The following is a 19,377-nucleotide window of genomic DNA, read 5'->3' on the forward strand; positions in this document are numbered from 1 at the left end:
TGTTGTTCGGGTACAGGCTCAAAGAAACAGAGCCAAAAAACGGCAGCCGACACTTGGCCGCATGATCACGCAGGGCACTTTTTAGCCCATTGCCCCGTCGTAATCCAGCGACGCGGCCGATTATGCCCCAACAGCCCGCTGAGAATGTTTCGCGCTCGGTTTTTATAATGATATGTGCCAAGGAGCATCACTGCGATGAATGTAAGCCCAACCAATCGCTCGCGTTTGCAGGTCGCCACACTGCTGGTGCTGGCCACGCTGTTGACCGCGTGCGGCATCAACAATATCCCGACCCTCGACGAACAGGCCAAAGCTGCGTGGGGCCAGGTGCAGAACCAGTACCAGCGCCGCGCCGACCTGATCCCCAACCTGGTGGAAACGGTGAAGGGTTATGCCAAGCATGAAGAGGAAACCCTCACGGCAGTGATTGAAGCGCGGGCGAAAGCGACCTCGATTCAGGTCGACGCCAGCACCCTCGACAATCCCGAGAAACTCAAGCAATTCCAGCAGGCGCAGGACCAACTGACCGGCGCATTGAGCCGCCTGATGGTGGTGTCCGAGCGCTATCCGGATCTGAAGGCCAACCAGAACTTCCTCGCCCTGCAATCGCAGCTGGAAGGCACGGAAAACCGCATTGCCGTGGCTCGCCGCGATTTCATTCTGGCGGTGCAGAAATACAACACCGAGATTCGCACCTTCCCCGGTCGCCTCTGGCACAGCGTGATGTACAGCGATCTGCCGATCCGCGAAACCTTCGAAGCCACCACGCCCGGCGCGGAAAAGGCCCCGGAAGTGAAATTCTGATTCGAGGTTGTCCATGCGTGTGTTGAAAATGGGCCTGGTGCTGATGCTGTGGCTGTTCGCCGTCAGCGCCCGGGCCGAGTTGACGTTCCCGGCGCTGAGCGGGCGGGTGGTGGACGAAGCGCAGATGCTCGAGCCGTCGGTGCGCACGCAACTGACCCAGCAGTTGCAGGCCCACGAACAGGCGACCGGCGAGCAGTTGGTCGTGGTCACGCTGCCGGATCTGCAAGGCACGACCATCGAGGACTTTGGCGTTCAACTCGGGCGTCATTGGGCGATTGGTCAAAAGGACAAGAACAACGGCGCGCTGCTGATCGTTGCCCGTGACGAGCGCAAACTGCGCATCGAAGTCGGTTATGGCCTGGAGGATCGGCTGACCGATGCGCAGACTTCAGTGATCATCCATCAAGTCATCACGCCTGCGTTCAAGAGCGGCAATTTCAGCAAAGGCATCAGCGACGGCGTGGCGGCGATGCTGGTGGTGCTGGGTGGCAATCCGCTCGATGAACCGTCGACGGTGTATGAATCCACCGGTGATCCGTCCGATGATTTCATCTCGCGGCATCCGGCATTGTTTGTGTTTTTGGTGATGTTGTTCATCCTGACGGTGTTTGTCTGCCAGATGCTCGGTATCCTGCCTGCCGGCCGGGGTGGCTCTGGAGGAGGGGGCGGCTTCGGCGGTGGTGGCGGATTTGGCGGCGGCGGTGGAGGTGGAGGCTTCAGCGGCGGCGGGGGCAGTTTCGGCGGCGGTGGTTCGTCCGGCGGCTGGTGATATCAGAAGAATAATGAGCAGGCACTTTTCAACATGGCACTACTGACCGAACACGAACAACGCAAAGTCGCCGAGGCGATTGCCCGGGTCGAGCGCGACACCGACGCCGAACTGGTGACGGTGCTGGCCGCGCGCGCCGATGACTACGCGTACATCCCGCTGCTGTGGGCAAGCCTCTTGGCACTGGTGGTGCCGGGCGTCGTGCACTACCTGACCGGGTGGTTGACCATGCACAGTCTGCTGCTGGTGCAGTGGGGCGCGTTTATCGTGCTGTGTCTGCTGTTTCGTTTGCCGAAAATCACCACTCATTTGGTCCCGCGTCGCGTACGCCACTGGCGCGCCTCGAATCTGGCGCGGCGGCAGTTTCTAGAGCAGAACCTGCACCACACCGTGGGCAGTACCGGCATGCTGATTTTTGTCTGCGAGGCGGAGCGGTATGTGGAGATTCTGGTGGATGAGGGGATTTCCAAACGACTGGACAATAAATCCTGGGATGCAATTGTCGCGGCGTTTACCGAGCAGGTGCGGCTGGGGCGTACGCTGGAAGGGTTTGTGACGTGTATCGAGGCGTGTGGGGAATTGCTGAAGGTGCATGTGCCGGTGACGCAGGTGAGGAATGAGTTGCCGAATCGGTTGATTGTGCTGGGGTAAGGCCTGGATTATTCGTCGACGCAGAGATCCAACCCCTCACCCCAGCCCTCTCCCAATGGGAGAGGGGGAAAGGGAGCAGATCGGGGGCCTTTCAAACCTGAGTTCGGCTCGGTAGTTCAGGTCGGCGTAGCTCGTGAAAACACCTCGGTCAGTCCCCTCTCCCTCCGGGAGAGGGCTAGGGTGAGGGTGCTTCTAACAACCGTTGGGTAAATAAGAGCGTGTCCCCAACCCCCATCCCCCCTAAAATACCCGCCATTCCCGATTTCGCCCGTCCGAGGCCGCTTTTTCATGTCCGTTACTGCCCCGTCCATCAAGCCTGCGCCCGATCACCACGCCCAGTTCATCGAGCTGCTGCAAACCAGCCTCGAACAGAACGGCTTCATCAAACTGGTGCTGGCCAAATACGTCGGCGAAGAAGTGGATCTGCAGCGAGTCATCATCAAACCGGTGACGGTCAAGGCGCAGCCGAATCTGTCGTTCGTCTATCGCTACAAAACCCGCGACATCACCAAAAATCTGCCCTTGGCTGACGGCGTGGCGGCGATTGCCGAGTTGTTGCCGGCCTCGTTCAAAAATGCCCATTTACTCGCGGTGACTGATGAAGCCCAGCTCGAATACAGCAAAAAGGGCAAGAGCTCGCTGTTCAAGAGCAAACCTCAGCAATTGCGCGAAGCGCCGTCTGCCGAGCACAACCGCGAGAAAAACCGCTTCCTCGAATTGAGCCGACCGTTCCTCAAGGATCTGGGCGTGACCAACGCGCAACATGAGCTGATCCCGGCGATGTCGCGCAAGTGGAAGCAGATCAACAAGTTCATCGAAGTGTTCAGCCATGCCCTGACCTCGTCGCCGCTGGCGCTGGACAAACCGGTGCGGGTGGCAGATTTCGGTTCGGGCAAGGGCTATCTGACGTTCGCCATTCACGATTACCTGCGCAATACGCTCAAGGCTGAAGGCGAGGTCACCGGCGTCGAGTTGCGCGAAGAGATGGTCAACCTGTGCAACGCCGCTGCAGCGAAACTCGATCACCCGGGGCTGGTGTTCAAGTGCGGTGACGTACGCAGTGTGGCGCCGAGCGAGCTGGACGTGATGATCGCCCTGCATGCCTGCGACATCGCTACCGATTACGCGATCCACACCGGCATCCGTTCCGGCGCGTCGATCATCATGTGCTCGCCGTGCTGCCACAAACAGATCCGCCTGCAGATCCAGAGCCCGGCGTTGCTCAAGCCGATGCTGCAATACGGTTTGCATCTCGGTCAGCAAGCGGAAATGGTCACCGACAGCTTGCGCGCGCTGTTCCTTGAAGCCTGCGGTTACGAGACCAAGGTGTTCGAGTTCATCTCGCTGGAACACACCAACAAGAACAAAATGATTCTGGCGGTGAAGCGCGCCGAACCGCTGGACCCGACGCAGTTGTTGGTGAAGATCGAAGAGTTGAAGGCCTTCTACCACATCAGCGAGCACTGCCTGGAAACCTTGCTGCGCGCGGATGGTTACCTGGCCTGACACAAAACCCTGTGGGAGCGACGGTGCGACGATTCGACCTGCTCGCGAAGGCGGACTGACATTCAACAATGATGTTGGCTGTTACGGACCCTTCGCGAGCAGGCTCGCTCCCACATGGGGTTTGATCGCGGTCTTGCGGCCGAGCATCACGGTGGCAATCACACCGCAGGCAAACACCCAGGTAATCGGTTCGACATGTTCACCAAAGAACAGCGCCGAAAACGCGATGGTGAAGAAAATCTGCAATAACTGGATCTGACTGACCCGGGCGATGCCACCCATGGCCAGCCCTGCGTACCACGCGAAAAATCCGAGAAACTGCGAAAACAGCGCCACATACCCGAACGCCCACCAGGCCTTGGCCGACACCGCGCCCTGATGTTGCAGCGCCAGATACAGCACCGGCCCGATCAACAACGGCGTCGACAACACCAGCGCCCAGCAGATCACCTGCCAGCCGCCCATCTCCTTGGCCAACCGGCCGCCCTCGGCATAGCCCAGACCACCGACGGCAATCGCACCGAGCATCAGCAGATCGCCCGCTTGAATGCTGCCGGCACCGGTGTATAGCGCATAACCGAGCACCAACGCGCTGCCCAACGCCGCGCAGGCCCAGAAGGCCTTTGACGGACGTTCGTGGGACAACCACGCGGCGTACAGCGCCACGCACAAATGTTGCAGCCCGTTGACCAGCGCACCGTGGGACGCCGGCAATGTCTGCATGGCCCACGCCGACAACACCGGAAAACCCAGAATCACCCCGGCGATCACCAGGCTCAGGCCTTTGACTTGCTGCCACGTCGGCCATTTCTCGCGGCGCCATAACAGCAACGCCGCCGCCGGAATCGCCGCGAACAGCGCACGCCCCAAACCGTTGAGCAGCGGATGCAGTTCCTGCACCACGATGCGGGTGAAGGGCAGGGTAAGGCTGAAAATCACCACGCCGAGCAGGCCGAGGGCCATGCCGGTGTTTTCGCGCGAGGACATGATGGAGACCAGATTTGAAGGTGGCAGGGAATGACCTTCATAAAGCCATAAACCGGGGGCTTGTGACTGTTACAGCTAGGCACGGACTTAGGCGTACAGTTTGAGGGCCTCTTCGCGAGCAAGCTCGCTCCCACAGGAGAATGCATTCCAAATGTGGGAGCGAGCTTGCTCGCGAAGAACGATGACACGGTCTGAGGTAGTAGCCGGTTGTTACCCGAGCCTCCGGATAAGGTCTACCTTGAATACTCCCAAGCATGTCCTCCAGAGGAGTCCTCCCCATGGCCGCGAAAAAGATCCTGATGCTGGTCGGCGATTACGTCGAAGACTACGAAGTGATGGTGCCGTTCCAGGCCCTGCAAATGGTCGGTCACACCGTTCACGCCGTGTGCCCGGACAAGGCTGCCGGTAAAACCGTGCGCACTGCGATCCATGACTTTGAAGGCGATCAGACCTACAGCGAAAAGCCCGGTCACCTGTTCGCGCTCAACTTCGATTTCGCCAAGGTCAGCGAGGCCGATTACGACGCGCTGCTGATCCCCGGTGGTCGAGCGCCGGAATACCTGCGTCTCAATGAAAAAGTCCTCGACCTGGTGCGCGCCTTCGACAAGGCCGGCAAACCGATTGCTGCGGTCTGCCACGGCGCGCAATTGCTGGCAGCGGCGGGCGTGCTTGAAGGTCGCGAATGCAGTGCCTATCCGGCCTGCGCGCCGGAAGTGCGACTGGCGGGCGGTACGTACATCGATATCCCGGTGACGGACGGCCACGTTCAAGGCAATCTGGCCACAGCCCCGGCATGGCCGGCGCATCCGAACTGGCTGGCCGGTTTCCTCGGTTTGCTCGGCACCAAAATCACCCTGTAACGAGGATCCGCCGATGTGCGAGCTCTACGTCAAGGCTGACCCGATTCTCTACGAATCACGCTCGCGTTCGCTGCGCATCTGCGGTGTGGTGACGACGTTGCGCCTGGAGAATCAGTTCTGGGACATCCTCAGCGAAATCGCCGAGGTCGACGGCATGACCACTAACCAGCTGATCACCAAGCTGTATGAAGAGGTGATGGATTATCGCGGGGAAGTGGTGAATTTTGCCTCGTTCCTGCGGGTGAGTTGTACGCGCTATCTGAGTCAGCGGCGGGTGAGTGCGCCGGAGTTGTCGGTGGTGCGGGCGGTGGTGAAATAGCCGGCACCGAGCTGCCTCATTCGCGAGCAGGCTCGCTCCCACTTTCGACCGCGTTCTGCAACTGGAATGCGCTCAAATGTGGGAGCGAGCTTGCTCGCGAAAGGGCCGGTTCAAGCGACAGATATTCAGGACTGGTCTTTACTCTGAAGCGCCAAACCTCTCAATCGCCAAGGAGAAACGCGCATGTCCGGATGGTACGAAATCAGTAAAAGCAGCAACGGCCAGTTCAGGTTCGTGCTGAAAGCGGCGAATGCCGAAACGATTCTGACCAGCGAGCTGTACACCACTCGCGCTGCGGCCGACGGCGGCATCGCTTCGGTGCAAACCAACAGCCCGCTGGATGAGCGCTATGAGAAGAAGTCGACGAAGGACGGCCATCCGTACTTCAACCTGAAAGCGGCCAATCATCAGATTATCGGCAGCAGTGAATCGTATTCGTCGGAGGCGGCGTGCGATAAAGGCATTGCCAGTGTGAAGGCGAACGGACCGAGCAAAGTGATCAAGGACAAGACCTTGCCGGTGCTCTGACCTCACTTTCAAATCCACCAAAACCCCTGTGGGAGCGAGCTTGCTCGCGAAAGCGGTCGTTTACTCAACATCAATGTTGACTGAACTGACGCCTTCGCGAGCAAGCTCGCTCCCACAGGTTTTTGTATATTGCAGTGAGATCAGCGCAGGGTCTTCAGGATCGTTTGCAGCTGAGTCTGGCCCGCTTCACTCAGCGGAAATACCGGCAAACGTGGATCGCCCACCTCCAGCCCGGTCTGCCGCAACCCTGACTTGATCGTCGCCGGCAAGCCACCCTTGAGGATGAAATCCAGCAGCGGCAACTGGCGGTAAAACAAATTCCGCGCGCGATCCAGATCACCGGCCATGGCGGCCTCGTACAAGTCCAGATTCAACTGCGGGATCAAGTTCGGCGCCGCCGTGCACCAGCCTTTCGCCCCGGCCGCAAACGCTTCCAGTGCCAGCGGATTGCAGCCGTTGTAGAACGGCACCTGACCTTCGCCGAGCAATTGCAGTTTGTGCATGCGCTGAATATCGCCGGTGCTCTCCTTGACCATGGTCACGTTTTCCACGCCTTTGACGATGCGCAAAATCAGCTCCACCGACATGTCAGTGCCGCTGGTGGCCGGGTTGTTGTAGAGCATGATTGGCACGCCGATGCGCTCGCCAATAGCGCGGTAGTGAGCGAAGATTTCCGCCTCGGTGAGCTTCCAGTACGAAGCCGGCAGCACCATCACCACATCGGCACCGTGGCCTTCGGCGAAACGTGCGCGGCGCACGGCTTTGGCGGTGGTCAGGTCAGAGACGCTGACGATGGTTGGCACCCGTTTGGCGACGTGCTTGATGCTGAACTCGGCAACCTGATCCCACTCCGCATCGCTCAGGTAAGCGCCTTCGCCAGTGCTGCCCAAAGGAGCGATGGCGTGGGCGCCGCTGTCGATCAGGCGATCGATCGATTGACCGAGCGCTGGCAGGTCCAGCCCTTCGCCCTTGGCGCCGAACGGGGTGATGGTGTAGCCGATGATGCCGTGAATAGTGGACATGGGAATCTCTCCGTAACAGGTTTCAGTTCAGGCAATCGGCGTGTTGGCGCAGGTTCTGCCGGGCGTAATAGTTGAAGGCAGCGGCGTGGCGTTTCGGCTTGGCGATCCAGTCATGCGCTTCGCGACCCAGTTCGGGAATGATCGGCTTGATCGTACCGGCCGCCATCGCCAGCAGTTGCAGTTTTGCCGCGCGCTCGATCAGTTGGGCGATGACACAGGCCTCTTCAATCGTTGTGCCGGTCGACAGTTGACCGTGGTGCGAAAGCACAATCGCGCGTTTGTCGCCCAGCGCGCCGGCAATCAGCTCACCTTCTTCGTTGCCCACCGGCACACCCGGCCAGCCTTCGAGAAACGCGCAGTCGTCGTACAGCGGGCACAGGTCCATGTGGGAAATCTGCAACGGCACCTCCAGCATCGACAGCGCCGCGACGTGGGTCGGGTGGGTGTGGATGATGCAGTTCACGTCCGGCCGGGCGCGGTACACCCAGCTGTGGAAACGGTTGGCCGGGTTGGCCATGCCGTGGCCTTCAAGGACTTCCAGATCCTCGTTGACCAGCAGCAGATTACTCGCGGTGATTTCGTCGAAACCCAGGCCCAGTTGCTGAGTGTAATAGGTGCCGGGTTGCGGCCCACGGGCGGTGATTTGTCCGGCCAGACCGGAGTCGTGACCGTTCTCGAACAAAATCCGGCAGGTCAGGGCCAGCTTTTGCCGGTCCGTCCACGTATTATCCGCCAGGCTTTTTTGCATCTGGGTCAGCGCTTGCTTGACCAGTTGGTCTTTGGGTAGTGCTAATGTCTTGGCCATGTCTGTGTCCTTTGGGGTGATTGCAAATGACACGAAAGAGGCTATATGACACAAAGTGTCATTGGCAAGCACGAATCGTCGCTTCCTCCATGGAATAACTGTTTCGCATGTCTATCCGTTTGAAATTATTGAGAAAAAAACTTGGCGTTACCCTTGAGGCGCTGGCCGAAAAATCCGGCATGACCAAGAGTTATCTGTCCAAAGTCGAGCGCGGGCTGAACACGCCGTCGATTGCTGCCGCGTTGAAACTGGCGAAAGCGCTGAACGTCAAAGTCGAGGAGTTGTTCTCCGAAGACAACGTCAGCCTCGACAGCTACAGCCTGGTGCGCAGCCATGAGCGCCAGTCACTGGCGGCGAATGACCAGAGTCCCGGGTACGCCGTGTTGGCCCATCAGGTCAGCGAGCGCAGTCTGCTGCCGTTCATCATCTACCCGCCGAGCGAGTTCACTGACAAAACGTTCAAGGAGCATTTGGGCGAAGAGTTTCTGTTCGTCCACGAAGGGCAGGTCGAAGTGGATTTCATGAACGAAAAGGTGCTGCTGGAACGCGGTGATGCGCTGCACTTCAATGCACAGAAGCCGCACCGGATCCGCTCGGTGGGGGAGGTGCAGGCGCAGTTGCTGGTGGTGGTGCACAGCACTGAAGAATGAGGTGTCAGCTAAAAGCTTCGCGAGCAAGCTCGCTCCCACAGTAGTCCGCGTTCCAATGTGGGAGCGAGCTTGCTCGCGAAGGCGTCGGCGCGGTCTACATCAAACCTCGACCGGCACCGACAACTTCGGATTGCCGAGCGCATGGCTCTTGGCATCAAAAAACCGCAACTCCACACCCGTGCCCTCAAACACCTGCGCGTAATGCCGCTTCTGATGCTGAACAAACGCCGCACTGCGCGGATAAATCGAGATCGCCACCACCTTCGGTTTCGCCAGGCGCAACGCCCGCACGATGTGCGCATCCTGCTCACCCAGCGCATGGCCAAAGATGCACAAACTGCCGCCATGCCCCAATAACTGCTGATAACAGAACGACAGATAATCCGAGCTGCGAATGGTCTTGAGTTTGTCCGCACTCGGCCCTTCGGTGACGAACAGCGGCACGTCATCCAGCGTCTTGAGCGTGTTGTTGATTGCGAAGCTGCCGAGCAGCGTGCCCTCGGTTGAGGTCAGCTTGCGCGCGGTGCCGTCCTGATTGCGCACCAGATGCAGACCACCGTGCAGGTACAACAAGCGCGGTTTGTCGGTGGCAGTTTCGCTCAGATCAAAACTCGCGCTGGCGCCGTTGAACAGATCGTCAATGGCCGCGCTGTTGTGTTGCAGCGCCCAGTAGTTGAGCAGGTCGTAATTGGTGGTGAACACGGTGCGATAGCGCGCCAGTTCTTCGTTCACCGTCGCCAGCGTCGAAGGCTTCACCAGTCGCCACGGAATGTGCACCGCGTGCACGGTGTTGATCAGCGCTTCCTTGATCGCATAGTAGCGATTGCGCGGTGCCGCCGAGCTGACGGCCAACGCCTTGTTGACCCGGCTGGTGGTTTTCAGTGCGCCGAGTACCTGCTCGAAACTGCGCGTTTGCATGGCGTCGAATACCGCCAGTTCCGACGGGCTGAGTGGTTTCTCCTCGACGGTCCGGGCGTTTTCGAACAGCGAGTCATAGCCGAAGTCATCCCACACCGCACGACTGGCGCCATTGCCCACCAGCAGGCCGTTGAAGTCGCTGGTGGCGCGCAAGGCGTTCCAGTCTTCGAGGGTGGCGTCGACATCCAGAAAATCGGTCATTGCACAGGCGTCTCAAAACAAAGGGGCTGATGGGCGGCGACTTTATCACGAGCGGGCATTGAGCCAGATCAACATCGCTCGTGACCGATCGGTCGATCCTGTGTGCATCCGTCGGATCGGCGCAGTCGATTCGGCCTCAGTCAGGAGATGCACGATGAGCAGCACCTTTTTCATTCCGGCGGTCAACATCATGGGCAGCGGCTGCCTCGACGAGGCCATGGTCGCGATCCGCAACTACGGTTTTCGCAAGGCGCTGATCGTCACTGACACAGGTCTGGCCAAGGCCGGCGTGGCGACCATGATCGCTGAGAAGCTGGCGATGCAGGACATCGACTCGGTGATTTTCGACGGCGCCAAACCGAACCCGAGCATCGCCAATGTCGAGTCGGGTCTGGGGTTGCTCAAGGAAAGTCGCTGCGATTTCGTCGTGTCGCTGGGCGGCGGTTCGCCGCATGACTGCGCCAAAGGCATTGCCCTGTGCGCGACCAATGGCGGGCAGATTCGTGATTACGAAGGCGTCGACCAATCGAGCAAGCCGCAACTGCCGCTGATCGCGATCAATACCACCGCCGGCACCGCCAGCGAAATGACCCGCTTCTGCATCATTACCGACGAATCGCGCCACGTGAAAATGGCCATCGTCGACCGTAACGTCACGCCGCTGCTGTCGGTCAACGACCCGGCGTTGATGCTCGCCATGCCCAAAGGCCTGACCGCCGCCACTGGCATGGACGCGCTGACTCACGCCATCGAGGCTTATGTCTCGACCGCCGCCAACCCGATCACCGACGCCTGCGCGCTGAAAGCCATGACCCTGATCAGCAACAACCTGCGCCTGGCCGTGCGCGACGGCGGTGATCTCGCCGCGCGGGAAAACATGGCTTACGCGCAGTTCCTCGCCGGCATGGCCTTCAACAATGCCTCGCTCGGTTACGTGCATGCGATGGCGCATCAGTTGGGCGGTTTCTACGACTTGCCCCATGGCGTGTGTAACGCCGTGCTGCTGCCCCACGTGCAGACCTTCAATGCGCTGGTGTGTGCCGAGCGGCTGACCGATGTGGCCCACGCCATGGGTGCGGATATTCGCGGTTTCAGTGCCGAAGAGGGCGCGCAGGCGGCGATCAATGCGATCCGCTGCCTGGCCAAAGATGTCGAAATTCCCGGTGGCTTGCGTGAACTCGGCGCCAAGCTCAGTGATATTCCGCTGCTCGCCACCAATGCCCTGAAAGACGCCTGCGGTTTGACCAATCCTCGGGCGGCGGATCAGCGCCAGATCGAGGAGATTTTTCGCAACGCGTTTTGATGGGCGCGGCAGGGTTAATTCTTGAAGGTCAAGTTTTGCCCTTGCCCTTGCCCTTGCCTTTAGCGATCACCGTAAACGTACGAACACGGACCCAGTCGGACAAATTCCCGTTGATGTTGTGAATGGCAGATATCCGGTGCGGTCCGGGAGGTAAGGGTTCTGTAATCTGTTTACTCCATTGCTTGAGGGAGTCGACGTCGGCTTTGGCAATCATCTCGCCGGTGTCCAGATCGATAATGCTAACGAAGCCTTCAGCTTTTGTGACATTTCCGGAAAAGACCGGAACAGCGCTTACCTGTGCTCCCTCTTTTGGTTCGACAATTACCGGGACGTCGATTGCTGGCTGCAGTAGCACGGTATACCTGCGTTCGTCACTCCAGTCTGACTTGATGGCTTCCCATGTCTGGTGGGCGCGAACCCCGTGCTGACCCGTCGACTGGGCACCGCTGATGCTAAACGCCCATCGTCCATTTGCGCTGACCTGTCCTGCACCGAGTGAATGCGTATTTTCAATGTTCCAGACCTGCACCAGAGCACCCGGTATACCGCTGCCGAGAAACAGTGTTGCAACTCCCGTTTTCTGGCCCTCTTCGGGGTACGTGATGGTTGGGGGCGGGACAGGTTGCGTATTGGGCTTGTCGGGAGTGCTCATTGTTCTTCTCGTTTCAGGCTGAACTTGAATCGAGAGGCTGGCATGACCGGTTGCGTTTTGAACCTGTAAGAACTACCAGTTTTTTAGCCTTTTTTACTTGATCAATAATTTCGTTTTCTTCTAAAAAACTGTCATTTCTGTCAGTTGTCTGGTGTGGCTGCTTCGGATCGAATGCTCTGACAGCGGGGTCGACTCCGATCGCCTTGAGGAGCACACGAACATGCCGAAAGCCAAAGCACGTAAAGCACGATCAGCCGGTGAGCTGGATCAGACCTTTGCCCATTCGGGCCTGCAAACACTGCAGTTTCCAGCCGCGCGCAAAACCATCGGGAAAAGTGTCGCAGTGCTGCCTTCGGGACACATCATGGTCAGTACGACCGTCATCGATGCATCGGGAGCCTCGCATTACGGCCTGACGCGATTGCTCGCGGATGGTCATCTCGATACCAGCTTCGGCGAGGGCGGGTACCTTCGCGGTCAGTTTGTCAGGGGGCGATTGTCACAAGGCGGGAACCTGGCCGTCGGTGAGAGCGGCGTATTCTGGTTGTGCGCAGTGCTTGCAGATGCAGCAGGCAAGCTTGAGCAAATCATCGCTCGATTCAAACCGGACGGTACGCTCGATCCCGAATTTGGTGATGGACAGACAGGCTACCGAGTCGTGCCGATGCGTATTCCCGTGCTGAACAATGCCACGGGCGGCCGCTTGATATTGGCGCACTCCACTCCAGCGAAAGCGCTGCCGGACAGATTGCTTTTCGTCACCTCTCAAGGGGGCAGCGGGTTATTGACGCGTTTTTTTCTGGATGGCAAGGATGACCCGGAGTTTGCAGGCAAAGGCTGGATTCACCTGACGCTTTCCGGTGTGGCGATCACGTTGCACGGGGTTACGCAGTTGGACGATGGGCAGATTCTGGTCCATGGCAAGACTGAAGTGACCAACCAGGGTTTGGTCATGGCTTACGAGCGTTCCGGGCAGGATGCTGAGTCGTTCGGCGAGAAAGGCACGCTGCTGCTGAATCTGCACAATGCCGGCGCACCGCTCGAAAGCTCGGTGAATCGCATCGTTGGGCAATCGGCACAGCGCCTGTTGTTGATCGGATCGGTCGTCGAGTCGTCTGCCGGGGAAAAGCGTCAGCATGGCTTCATCAGCGGGATCACTCGCGACGGTAGGCCTGATTCAGCGTTCAATCGCGGGACGCCAGTCCTTACCGTTGCCGCGCAGCCACTGGATCTGAAAAGCTGGAGCGCAGGATTCGCGCTGAATGACTCCCCCGGCTCGCCAATCGTCACGGTCGGGCAGACCTCGGACGGCGAACGACGCTTACTCACCGGAGGCTTTTTGGTCGATGGCGCCGTGGATCCTGCATTTGATGTCGAAGGCGCCGCCGGTATCGAATGGATTGCGCAGGATGCCTGTCTGCAGGAGTCGTCAGTGTTGGTACTGGGGCAGAGAAATGAAGCCGCTCATCTGGTGCGATTGTTGACGGCAGCGGACTGACGGGGAGGGCTGACAAGCCTTCGCTGAAGGGGCTGGCCTCTTCGCGAGCAAGCTCGCTCCCACAGTTGATCGCATTTCCCAGTTGAAATGCATTCCCCTGTGGGAGCGAGCCTGCTCGCGAAGACTGACTTCCAGACGCAGAAAAATCATGGATTCATGACATCAGCTAACAGCCAGTCCGTTCCTCTCAAGCATCCGAATCAACACCACCCCCGCGATCACCAACATCGCACCGCCACCCGCGACGCCGTCAACTGCTTCTCGCTACCAAACGGGAAATGCGCTTTGGTCTGCTGATGATTCGGTTGAAAGGGCCGATACAGCAGGGGATAGTACGCGGCTGAAAAAGTAATCAAGGAGCGGGAAGTGACAATGAAGTCTGGCTGGATCGGATGTGCGGCATTGTGCGGGTGGTTGCTGGCGGGGCAGGCATTGGCCGATTGCACGCCGGCGGTAGTGTCGGGGGATCTGGATTTTTCGGTTTGTAAGGATTGGCCGGCCTATCCAGGGCAGACCCTCAGCGCCACCGCCAGGTTCGAGCGAGCTTCCGATTATGTCGAGGGAAACTCGCATGGCTTTTACGATGTTGATTTGTCTGTATTCCAGGATGGACGATCAGTTCCTCTCGCCACTTATCATCAAGCCGCTGCTTTCGAAACTGACGGCGTAGCCTTGGTGGAACTGGCACTCGATACTGCACGCTACAAACTTGCTGCCGATTTCCGTGCCTTCGGTGTGCGTGCCCGTGTCACCAATGGATCCCGTCTTAATCCTTTGGAAGAGGTTCAACTCTCGCTTTACGTGAGAGAGGGCGCAACGTTGCGTCCAGTCCTGAGCCGGTTGCTAGTCTCGCAATACAGCGGCGAATGGAATGATGTTTGCGAAGGTGAACGCAGCGAAACTATCAGAACGGTGGAAGTCGCCAAAACAAGCTCCCATGGTTACGCGGATCTGATCGTCAAGACTCAGCAAACCGGCACAAGCAGCGTGGGCGACGCAGAGGCTTGTGAAGATAAAATCACCCATTACCCACCCGTTCTCACAACATTGCGTTATGACGGAAAGTCTTACGTCTTGCCGCAAGGCTTCAAAGGCCTTTAACCGGCCTGCTTAACACGACTCTTATCAAGGAAGAACAATGCTCACGCCCATCCGACTCCTTATCGCCCTCAGTATTCTGGTCCTCGCTCCTCAAGCCCAGGCCGCGTGCCAGACCAAAGACTTCGACGGCAAATCCCTGTCGCGCTGCAAAGTCTGGCCCGCCGTGCAGAATCAGGCGATCGCAGTCAAATCCACCTACCTTGCCGACGCCGGCGACGATGATGCCGGGGTGTTCGATCTGGATCTTTCGATCGTCAATGCGAGCACTTACAACACCGTCGCCACTTACCGTAAACCGGGGGCATACAACTCCGATGCCGTGCGCTTTGAGGATCTGCGCATCGACACCGCCCGTTATCGACTGGCGCCGGAGGTTCGGGCTTTCGGTCTGCGTTCAAAGTTCGCGCACAGTTCCCACGCCATTCCCTACGAGAAAACCGATCTGGCGCTGTATGTTCGCGAAGGCAATGAGTTGCGGCCGGTGCTGGAGGGCTTGGTGGTTGCCAAGAGCAACGGTGAGTTCATGAATGATTGCGAAGGCTACACAAAGACGATTCGCCGAACCGTCGAGATCGGTCCTTCCAGCCATCATGGTCTGGCCGATTTGATCGTTACCACCAGCGGCAGCAAAATGAAAAATACTCAATCGGGTAAAGAGTGCGTTTCCAATACCACTCGCCTGAAGCAAAAACAGATCACCCTGACCTACGACGGCCAGCAATACATCGTTCCCGAAGACCTCAGAGGTTACTGACCCGATGCTCACCGGCCTCAACCACCTGACCCTCGCGGTCAGCGATTTGAATCGCAGCCTCGCCTTCTACCGTGATCTGCTGCAGTTGCGCGTCGAAGCCACGTGGGATGCCGGTGCCTACTTGTCGCTGCCGGGACTATGGTTGTGCCTGTCGCTTGATCCGCTGCGTTCGAGTCAACCGTGCGCCGATTACACCCATTACGCTTTCAGCCTCGATGCAGCCAATTTCTCAACGTTCGTGCAGAAGTTAAAAGCGGCGAACGTGCGGGAATGGCGGGATAACCGTAGCGAAGGTGCGTCGATCTACTTTCTCGATCCCGATGGCCACAAGCTCGAAGCCCATGTCGGCGATCTCGCTTCACGGCTTTCGGCGTGTCGGCAAAAACCGTACGCCGGCATGCGTTTTTACGACGAGTCATGATCAGACACATTTGTCTGTTATAGACTGGCGGCCACGTGTTCTGGCGCTGCAGGTTTTCCATGACTTCATCGTTGCTAATGGCCGTGCTGGCCTCGGGTTTCATTTACGGCATTACGCCAGGGCCGGGTGTGCTAGCGGTGTTCGGCATCGGTGCAGCCCACGGGCGGCGGGCCGGGGCGGGGTTTCTTTGCGGGCATCTGCTCGGCGATGTGGTCTGGTGCAGCACAGCGCTGATCGCGATTGTCGGCGCCCGCGAGATCGGCAGCACTGCGTTTGATGTGCTCGGTGTGCTCAGCGGTGTGTACCTGTTCTGGCTCGGCTGGCGCGCGGTGCGCGCCCAGCGTCGCAACGGTGACGAGCCGCAGGGCGCGGCGCGCAATCCGTTCTGGCACGGCATTCTGTTTGGTTTGACCAATCCCAAGGCCTATCCGGTGGCGGTCGCAACGTTCACCGCGCTGCTGTCGAGCCGTGCCGAACTGCTCAACTGGTCGATGCTGCCGGCGCTGATTGCGCTGAGTTTCCTCGGTGGCTTGCTGGCCTACGCTATTCTCATCGGCGTGGTCGGCGCGCAGCGGGTACGCACGCTGTATCAGCGCCACGAACTGTTGATCACCCGGCTATGCGGCGTGATGTTTATCGGTTTCGCCATCAACGCGCTGATGCATGCGCTGCCGGGGCTGATGCCGAACAAGGCTTGAAAGTGAGTGCAGGGAGGCGCAATCACGAGGTCAGGGATGGTTGATCAGTGCTGCATTACCCGGACACCCACGCTGAACCATGGAAAGCCGAAATTCCGCGCCGTTGGCGAGTTTTATTGATCTGTTGCTGGACGCCGTTTGCGCGGTCGACAAGCAGGGGCGCTTTGTTTTCGTCAGTGCCGCCTGCGAGCGTGTTTTCGGCTATTCGCCTGAAGAGTTGATCGGCCGGCAAATGATTGAGCTGGTGCACCCGGCGGATCGTCAGCGCACTCTCGCGGCTGCCAGCGAGATCATGGGCGGCGAACCCAAGCTCAACTTCGAAAACCGTTACTTGCGCAAGGATGGCAGCGTCGTGCATATCCTCTGGTCAGCGCGCTGGTCGGAAGTCGATCAACTGCGCATCGCCGTGGCGCGCGACATCACCGAGCGCAAGCAGGCCGAATCGCGCCAGGCTGCGCTCTATGCGATATCCGAAGCGGCCCATGCGGCTGAGGATCTGCTGGCGCTGTTCAAGCGTATTCATCTGATCATCGGCGAATGGCTGCCGGCGATGAATTTTTCCGTGGCGCTGTACGACGAGCACTGCGCACAACTGAATTTCCCCTATCACGTCGACGATGACGAATTGCAGCCCGAGCAACCGGGTACCGTCACCGGGCGGCTGTGCACGGAAGTTATCCGTAGCGGCCAGCCGATTCTTCTGACCCCGGACAGCCCGGATTCCCCAGCCGATTTCGCCGAACTGGTGGCCGGTCAGCACGCGCCGTGCTGGCTCGGCGTGCCGTTGAATTCGAAAAACGGCACCATCGGCGCCTTGATCGTCAAAAGCCTGCCCGGCGGCGAGCGCTACACCGAGCAAGACAAGGAACTGTTGCAATACGTCTGCGCCCAAGTCGCCACCGCCATCGAGCGCCAGCAACTGCACGCTCGCCTGCGACGCATGGCCCAATACGATCAACTGACGCAACTGCCCAACCGTGAATTGCTGCGTGATCGCCTGAAAGCCGCGTTGGCCGGCGCTCGCGAGCAATCCGGGCATATGGCCTTGTTATATGTCGACCTGGATCGCTTCAAACAGGTCAACGACACCTTCGGTCATGCGGTCGGCGACATGCTCCTGCAAACCGTGGCCAACCGCCTAAAAGGCTGCGTGCGGGAAACCGACACCGTGGCCAGAATTGGCGGCGATGAATTTGTCGTGCTGCTGCACAGCGTGCAGGTTTCGGAAGATGCTGACGGCGTGGCGGAAAAAATCCGACAGGTACTGGTACAACCAATGCGCCTCGATGGCCACAACCTGCACATCGAACCCAGCATCGGGGTCGCCCGCTATCCAGAGCACGGCAGTGAGGAACAGCAACTGTTTCGCCATGCCGATCAGGCGATGTACGCCGCTAAACGCTTGAACTATCACGCGCTCAATGGCTGAAAAAGCGGCGCCGTTCGTCGCAGCGACTGCAATTTTTCTAAACCTTTGCCGGTCAGAAAATTCTCAATCTAGGCGGGCACCTGCTCGCCACGATCATTACCAAGAGGTAGAGAATCATGCCTAATTCAAGAAACTCGAACTCGGGAAACTTCGCCAACGATCGAACGAAGGCCTCTGAAGCAGGTCGCAAAGGTGGGAAAACCACCACAACGACTGTCGACAAAGAGCCAAAACCAGACATGGGCCGCAAGCCCGCTCAGAAATCGAAGTAGTCGGTGAAGGTAGTTTTGATTGAGAGGCGGGGGCGTAAGCTCCCGCTTGAATTTCGCTAGGAAGGAGGGCGCGACCATGAGCCGGATGGCCACCCGTGTACGCATTATGAGTTTTGCATCGCTGTTGGGTCTGTTTGCCAGCAGTGCTTTTGCCCAGTCGCCCGCCGATTTCATCAACGATGCCTCGGCCAAAGGCATGGCCGACATCGAGGCCAGTCGTCTGGCCCACAGCAAGGCCGAATCGAAAGAGGTCAAGGACTACACCATCGTCGTCATCAACGACCGCACAACGGCCAACCAGCATCTGGCGAAAATCGCCAAGAAGCTCGATCTGCCTGTCGCGCCTCGTGAAGAACTGGCCGACAAGGCCAAAGAACTGATGCCGCCAGTGACCGACGGCGCCTCCTTCGATCAGGCCTATGCCGCCAGTCAGGTCAAAGCCACTGAAGAGGCCATCGAGCAGATTCAGCAGGAAGCGCAGACCACCGACGTGCCGGAGATCAAGGCGTTTGCCGACGAGACATTGCCGAAACTGCAAAGCCATCTGGAGATGGCCCGCCAGTTACAGGCCAGCCGCTAACTGCAAAAGATCGCAGCCTTCGGCAGCTCCTGCAGCCGTTTCTGTAGGAGCTGCCGAAGGCTGCGATCTTTTGATTTTAAACCCTCAGCACTCATTCAAATCCTGCTTCGACTTACTCTTCTCACCCAGCCCCTCAAGGTTAAACACCTCACCCTCGCCCAACGAGCGGTAGTGCCTGCGCAACGCCTCCAACTGCTTCAGATCCAGCGCCTCCAGCCCGAGCATCGCGTTTTGCGCCTCTTTGGTGACCAGTAGCAACTCATCGATTTTCAAATGAAGAATGTCGGTATCGCGGTTCTGCGTGTTCTGAATCAGGAACACCATCAGGAAGGTGATGATGGTGGTTGAGGTGTTGATGATCAGTTGCCAGGTGTCGTTGTAGTCAAAGATCGGCCCGCTCAGTCCCCACAGCCCGATCAGGATCAATGCGCCCATAAAGGTCTTTGGACTGCCCGCCCACAAAGCGAGCTTCTGGGAAATCTTTGCGAATTTCATGGCCGTTTTCCTTATTGGGAAGAGTCTTGAAATTCAGACATCTGCGGCTGGTGGAAAATTCTAATTACAAATCCGCCCACGTCACTGGACGTTGGTAGGGCAGGCAGACGCGCCAGATAGCGGTATCGTGACCAACCGCTGGAATGCCCCCGAC

The 19,377-nt window shown here is 58.7% G+C and carries 23 protein-coding genes; 17 read left to right on the forward strand and 6 right to left on the reverse strand.

What is annotated here, in order from left to right; translation table 11 throughout:
* The first annotated feature begins 195 nt into the window (after positions 1–195).
* From AC0ZWN_RS04910 to AC0ZWN_RS04925, 4 genes are all read left to right on the forward strand, one after another.
* A complete protein-coding gene (locus tag AC0ZWN_RS04910; protein WP_093438567.1) occupies positions 196–804 on the forward strand; it encodes a LemA family protein in 609 nt (202 codons plus the stop codon).
* Positions 805–817: 13 nt separating this feature from the next.
* A complete protein-coding gene (locus tag AC0ZWN_RS04915; protein ID WP_476334240.1) occupies positions 818–1,573 on the forward strand; it encodes a TPM domain-containing protein in 756 nt (251 codons plus the stop codon).
* A gap of 33 nt (positions 1,574–1,606) precedes the next feature.
* Positions 1,607–2,224 carry a TPM domain-containing protein gene (locus tag AC0ZWN_RS04920; protein WP_476334242.1) on the forward strand — a complete coding sequence of 206 codons (618 nt, stop codon included), beginning with the start codon at positions 1,607–1,609 and terminating at the stop codon, positions 2,222–2,224.
* Positions 2,225–2,512: 288 nt separating this feature from the next.
* Positions 2,513–3,730: a class I SAM-dependent methyltransferase gene (locus tag AC0ZWN_RS04925; RefSeq protein WP_476334244.1), complete on the forward strand. Its 1,218-nt coding sequence runs from the start codon at positions 2,513–2,515 to the stop codon at positions 3,728–3,730.
* A gap of 81 nt (positions 3,731–3,811) precedes the next feature.
* On the opposite strand, the gene AC0ZWN_RS04930 is transcribed toward AC0ZWN_RS04925, so the two are convergent.
* On the reverse strand, positions 3,812–4,717 hold the full coding sequence (locus tag AC0ZWN_RS04930; protein ID WP_476334246.1) for a DMT family transporter: 906 nt from the start codon (positions 4,715–4,717) through the stop codon (positions 3,812–3,814).
* A gap of 278 nt (positions 4,718–4,995) precedes the next feature.
* Here AC0ZWN_RS04930 and AC0ZWN_RS04935 point away from each other — a divergent pair, with 278 nt between their 5' ends.
* The 3 genes from AC0ZWN_RS04935 to AC0ZWN_RS04945 all read left to right on the forward strand — a co-directional run bounded on the left by AC0ZWN_RS04935 (position 4,996) and on the right by AC0ZWN_RS04945 (position 6,424).
* Positions 4,996–5,577 (forward strand): DJ-1/PfpI family protein, encoded by a 582-nt coding sequence (locus AC0ZWN_RS04935; RefSeq protein WP_095049176.1) that lies wholly within the window; start codon positions 4,996–4,998, stop codon positions 5,575–5,577.
* 13 nt (positions 5,578–5,590) lie between these two features.
* Complete coding sequence (locus tag AC0ZWN_RS04940) at positions 5,591–5,896, forward strand: ribbon-helix-helix domain-containing protein (RefSeq protein WP_122608807.1); 306 nt, start codon at positions 5,591–5,593, stop codon at positions 5,894–5,896.
* Between the two features lie 183 nt (positions 5,897–6,079).
* The gene (locus tag AC0ZWN_RS04945) at positions 6,080–6,424 is read left to right on the forward strand and encodes a YegP family protein (protein WP_093438535.1); all 345 of its coding nucleotides are present in this window, start codon (positions 6,080–6,082) and stop codon (positions 6,422–6,424) included.
* A 140-nt stretch (positions 6,425–6,564) separates the two neighbouring features.
* Here the strand turns inward: AC0ZWN_RS04945 and AC0ZWN_RS04950 are convergent, their stop codons facing one another.
* Together AC0ZWN_RS04950 and AC0ZWN_RS04955 are read right to left on the reverse strand one after the other, a co-directional pair.
* Entirely contained in the window at positions 6,565–7,446 is an 882-nt protein-coding gene (locus AC0ZWN_RS04950) for a dihydrodipicolinate synthase family protein (protein WP_476334249.1), read from the reverse strand.
* Between the two features lie 22 nt (positions 7,447–7,468).
* On the reverse strand, positions 7,469–8,251 hold the full coding sequence (locus AC0ZWN_RS04955) for an aldolase (protein ID WP_077571483.1): 783 nt from the start codon (positions 8,249–8,251) through the stop codon (positions 7,469–7,471).
* Positions 8,252–8,358: 107 nt separating this feature from the next.
* On the opposite strand from AC0ZWN_RS04955, the gene AC0ZWN_RS04960 reads away from it, so the two are divergent.
* Positions 8,359–8,901 (forward strand): helix-turn-helix domain-containing protein, encoded by a 543-nt coding sequence (locus tag AC0ZWN_RS04960; protein ID WP_093438526.1) that lies wholly within the window; start codon positions 8,359–8,361, stop codon positions 8,899–8,901.
* 99 nt (positions 8,902–9,000) lie between these two features.
* Here AC0ZWN_RS04960 and AC0ZWN_RS04965 read toward each other — a convergent pair whose 3' ends face one another.
* Entirely contained in the window at positions 9,001–10,020 is a 1,020-nt protein-coding gene (locus AC0ZWN_RS04965) for a DUF4917 family protein (protein ID WP_476334252.1), read from the reverse strand.
* Positions 10,021–10,174: 154 nt separating this feature from the next.
* Here AC0ZWN_RS04965 and yiaY point away from each other — a divergent pair, with 154 nt between their 5' ends.
* Positions 10,175–11,323, forward strand: a complete 1,149-nt coding sequence (gene yiaY, locus AC0ZWN_RS04970; protein ID WP_476334254.1) for an L-threonine dehydrogenase — start codon at positions 10,175–10,177, stop codon at positions 11,321–11,323.
* Positions 11,324–11,351: 28 nt separating this feature from the next.
* On the opposite strand, the gene AC0ZWN_RS04975 is transcribed toward yiaY, so the two are convergent.
* Positions 11,352–11,975, reverse strand: coding sequence for a hypothetical protein (locus tag AC0ZWN_RS04975; RefSeq protein ID WP_476334256.1), 624 nt, complete (start codon positions 11,973–11,975; stop codon positions 11,352–11,354).
* Positions 11,976–12,195: 220 nt separating this feature from the next.
* Here AC0ZWN_RS04975 and AC0ZWN_RS04980 point away from each other — a divergent pair, with 220 nt between their 5' ends.
* The 8 genes from AC0ZWN_RS04980 (at position 12,196) to AC0ZWN_RS05015 (ending at position 18,728) form a co-directional block, all read left to right on the forward strand.
* Complete coding sequence (locus AC0ZWN_RS04980; protein WP_476334257.1) at positions 12,196–13,473, forward strand: NHL repeat-containing protein; 1,278 nt, start codon at positions 12,196–12,198, stop codon at positions 13,471–13,473.
* Positions 13,474–13,845: 372 nt separating this feature from the next.
* Entirely contained in the window at positions 13,846–14,574 is a 729-nt protein-coding gene (locus tag AC0ZWN_RS04985) for a PA3715 family protein (RefSeq protein WP_476334259.1), read from the forward strand.
* Positions 14,575–14,611: 37 nt separating this feature from the next.
* Positions 14,612–15,328: a PA3715 family protein gene (locus AC0ZWN_RS04990; protein WP_476334261.1), complete on the forward strand. Its 717-nt coding sequence runs from the start codon at positions 14,612–14,614 to the stop codon at positions 15,326–15,328.
* Positions 15,329–15,332: 4 nt separating this feature from the next.
* Positions 15,333–15,749, forward strand: a complete 417-nt coding sequence (gene fos / locus AC0ZWN_RS04995) for a fosfomycin resistance glutathione transferase (RefSeq protein WP_476334262.1) — start codon at positions 15,333–15,335, stop codon at positions 15,747–15,749.
* A gap of 59 nt (positions 15,750–15,808) precedes the next feature.
* Positions 15,809–16,447: a LysE family translocator gene (locus tag AC0ZWN_RS05000; RefSeq protein WP_460127363.1), complete on the forward strand. Its 639-nt coding sequence runs from the start codon at positions 15,809–15,811 to the stop codon at positions 16,445–16,447.
* Between the two features lie 79 nt (positions 16,448–16,526).
* Positions 16,527–17,876, forward strand: coding sequence for a sensor domain-containing protein (locus AC0ZWN_RS05005; RefSeq protein ID WP_476334264.1), 1,350 nt, complete (start codon positions 16,527–16,529; stop codon positions 17,874–17,876).
* 116 nt (positions 17,877–17,992) lie between these two features.
* Entirely contained in the window at positions 17,993–18,148 is a 156-nt protein-coding gene (locus tag AC0ZWN_RS05010; RefSeq protein WP_007911485.1) for a KGG domain-containing protein, read from the forward strand.
* 76 nt (positions 18,149–18,224) lie between these two features.
* On the forward strand, positions 18,225–18,728 hold the full coding sequence (locus tag AC0ZWN_RS05015) for a DUF4142 domain-containing protein (protein WP_116254485.1): 504 nt from the start codon (positions 18,225–18,227) through the stop codon (positions 18,726–18,728).
* Positions 18,729–18,812: 84 nt separating this feature from the next.
* Here AC0ZWN_RS05015 and AC0ZWN_RS05020 read toward each other — a convergent pair whose 3' ends face one another.
* On the reverse strand, positions 18,813–19,223 hold the full coding sequence (locus AC0ZWN_RS05020; RefSeq protein WP_038358294.1) for a low affinity iron permease family protein: 411 nt from the start codon (positions 19,221–19,223) through the stop codon (positions 18,813–18,815).
* Positions 19,224–19,377 lie beyond the last annotated feature (154 nt).

Source organism: Pseudomonas sp. 3B-A001-10F, assembly GCF_056313565.1.

Coding starts and splice junctions, on each gene's coding strand:
- AC0ZWN_RS04910 (WP_093438567.1), top strand. CDS start 196: ATGAATGTAAGCCCAACCAATCGCTCGCGTTTGCAGGTCGCCACACTG.
- AC0ZWN_RS04915 (WP_476334240.1), top strand. CDS start 818: ATGCGTGTGTTGAAAATGGGCCTGGTGCTGATGCTGTGGCTGTTCGCC.
- AC0ZWN_RS04920 (WP_476334242.1), top strand. CDS start 1,607: ATGGCACTACTGACCGAACACGAACAACGCAAAGTCGCCGAGGCGATT.
- AC0ZWN_RS04925 (WP_476334244.1), top strand. CDS start 2,513: ATGTCCGTTACTGCCCCGTCCATCAAGCCTGCGCCCGATCACCACGCC.
- AC0ZWN_RS04930 (WP_476334246.1), bottom strand. CDS start 4,717: ATGTCCTCGCGCGAAAACACCGGCATGGCCCTCGGCCTGCTCGGCGTG.
- AC0ZWN_RS04935 (WP_095049176.1), top strand. CDS start 4,996: ATGGCCGCGAAAAAGATCCTGATGCTGGTCGGCGATTACGTCGAAGAC.
- AC0ZWN_RS04940 (WP_122608807.1), top strand. CDS start 5,591: ATGTGCGAGCTCTACGTCAAGGCTGACCCGATTCTCTACGAATCACGC.
- AC0ZWN_RS04945 (WP_093438535.1), top strand. CDS start 6,080: ATGTCCGGATGGTACGAAATCAGTAAAAGCAGCAACGGCCAGTTCAGG.
- AC0ZWN_RS04950 (WP_476334249.1), bottom strand. CDS start 7,446: ATGTCCACTATTCACGGCATCATCGGCTACACCATCACCCCGTTCGGC.
- AC0ZWN_RS04955 (WP_077571483.1), bottom strand. CDS start 8,251: ATGGCCAAGACATTAGCACTACCCAAAGACCAACTGGTCAAGCAAGCG.
- AC0ZWN_RS04960 (WP_093438526.1), top strand. CDS start 8,359: ATGTCTATCCGTTTGAAATTATTGAGAAAAAAACTTGGCGTTACCCTT.
- AC0ZWN_RS04965 (WP_476334252.1), bottom strand. CDS start 10,020: ATGACCGATTTTCTGGATGTCGACGCCACCCTCGAAGACTGGAACGCC.
- yiaY (WP_476334254.1), top strand. CDS start 10,175: ATGAGCAGCACCTTTTTCATTCCGGCGGTCAACATCATGGGCAGCGGC.
- AC0ZWN_RS04975 (WP_476334256.1), bottom strand. CDS start 11,975: ATGAGCACTCCCGACAAGCCCAATACGCAACCTGTCCCGCCCCCAACC.
- AC0ZWN_RS04980 (WP_476334257.1), top strand. CDS start 12,196: ATGCCGAAAGCCAAAGCACGTAAAGCACGATCAGCCGGTGAGCTGGAT.
- AC0ZWN_RS04985 (WP_476334259.1), top strand. CDS start 13,846: ATGAAGTCTGGCTGGATCGGATGTGCGGCATTGTGCGGGTGGTTGCTG.
- AC0ZWN_RS04990 (WP_476334261.1), top strand. CDS start 14,612: ATGCTCACGCCCATCCGACTCCTTATCGCCCTCAGTATTCTGGTCCTC.
- fos (WP_476334262.1), top strand. CDS start 15,333: ATGCTCACCGGCCTCAACCACCTGACCCTCGCGGTCAGCGATTTGAAT.
- AC0ZWN_RS05000 (WP_460127363.1), top strand. CDS start 15,809: ATGACTTCATCGTTGCTAATGGCCGTGCTGGCCTCGGGTTTCATTTAC.
- AC0ZWN_RS05005 (WP_476334264.1), top strand. CDS start 16,527: ATGGAAAGCCGAAATTCCGCGCCGTTGGCGAGTTTTATTGATCTGTTG.
- AC0ZWN_RS05010 (WP_007911485.1), top strand. CDS start 17,993: ATGCCTAATTCAAGAAACTCGAACTCGGGAAACTTCGCCAACGATCGA.
- AC0ZWN_RS05015 (WP_116254485.1), top strand. CDS start 18,225: ATGAGCCGGATGGCCACCCGTGTACGCATTATGAGTTTTGCATCGCTG.
- AC0ZWN_RS05020 (WP_038358294.1), bottom strand. CDS start 19,223: ATGAAATTCGCAAAGATTTCCCAGAAGCTCGCTTTGTGGGCGGGCAGT.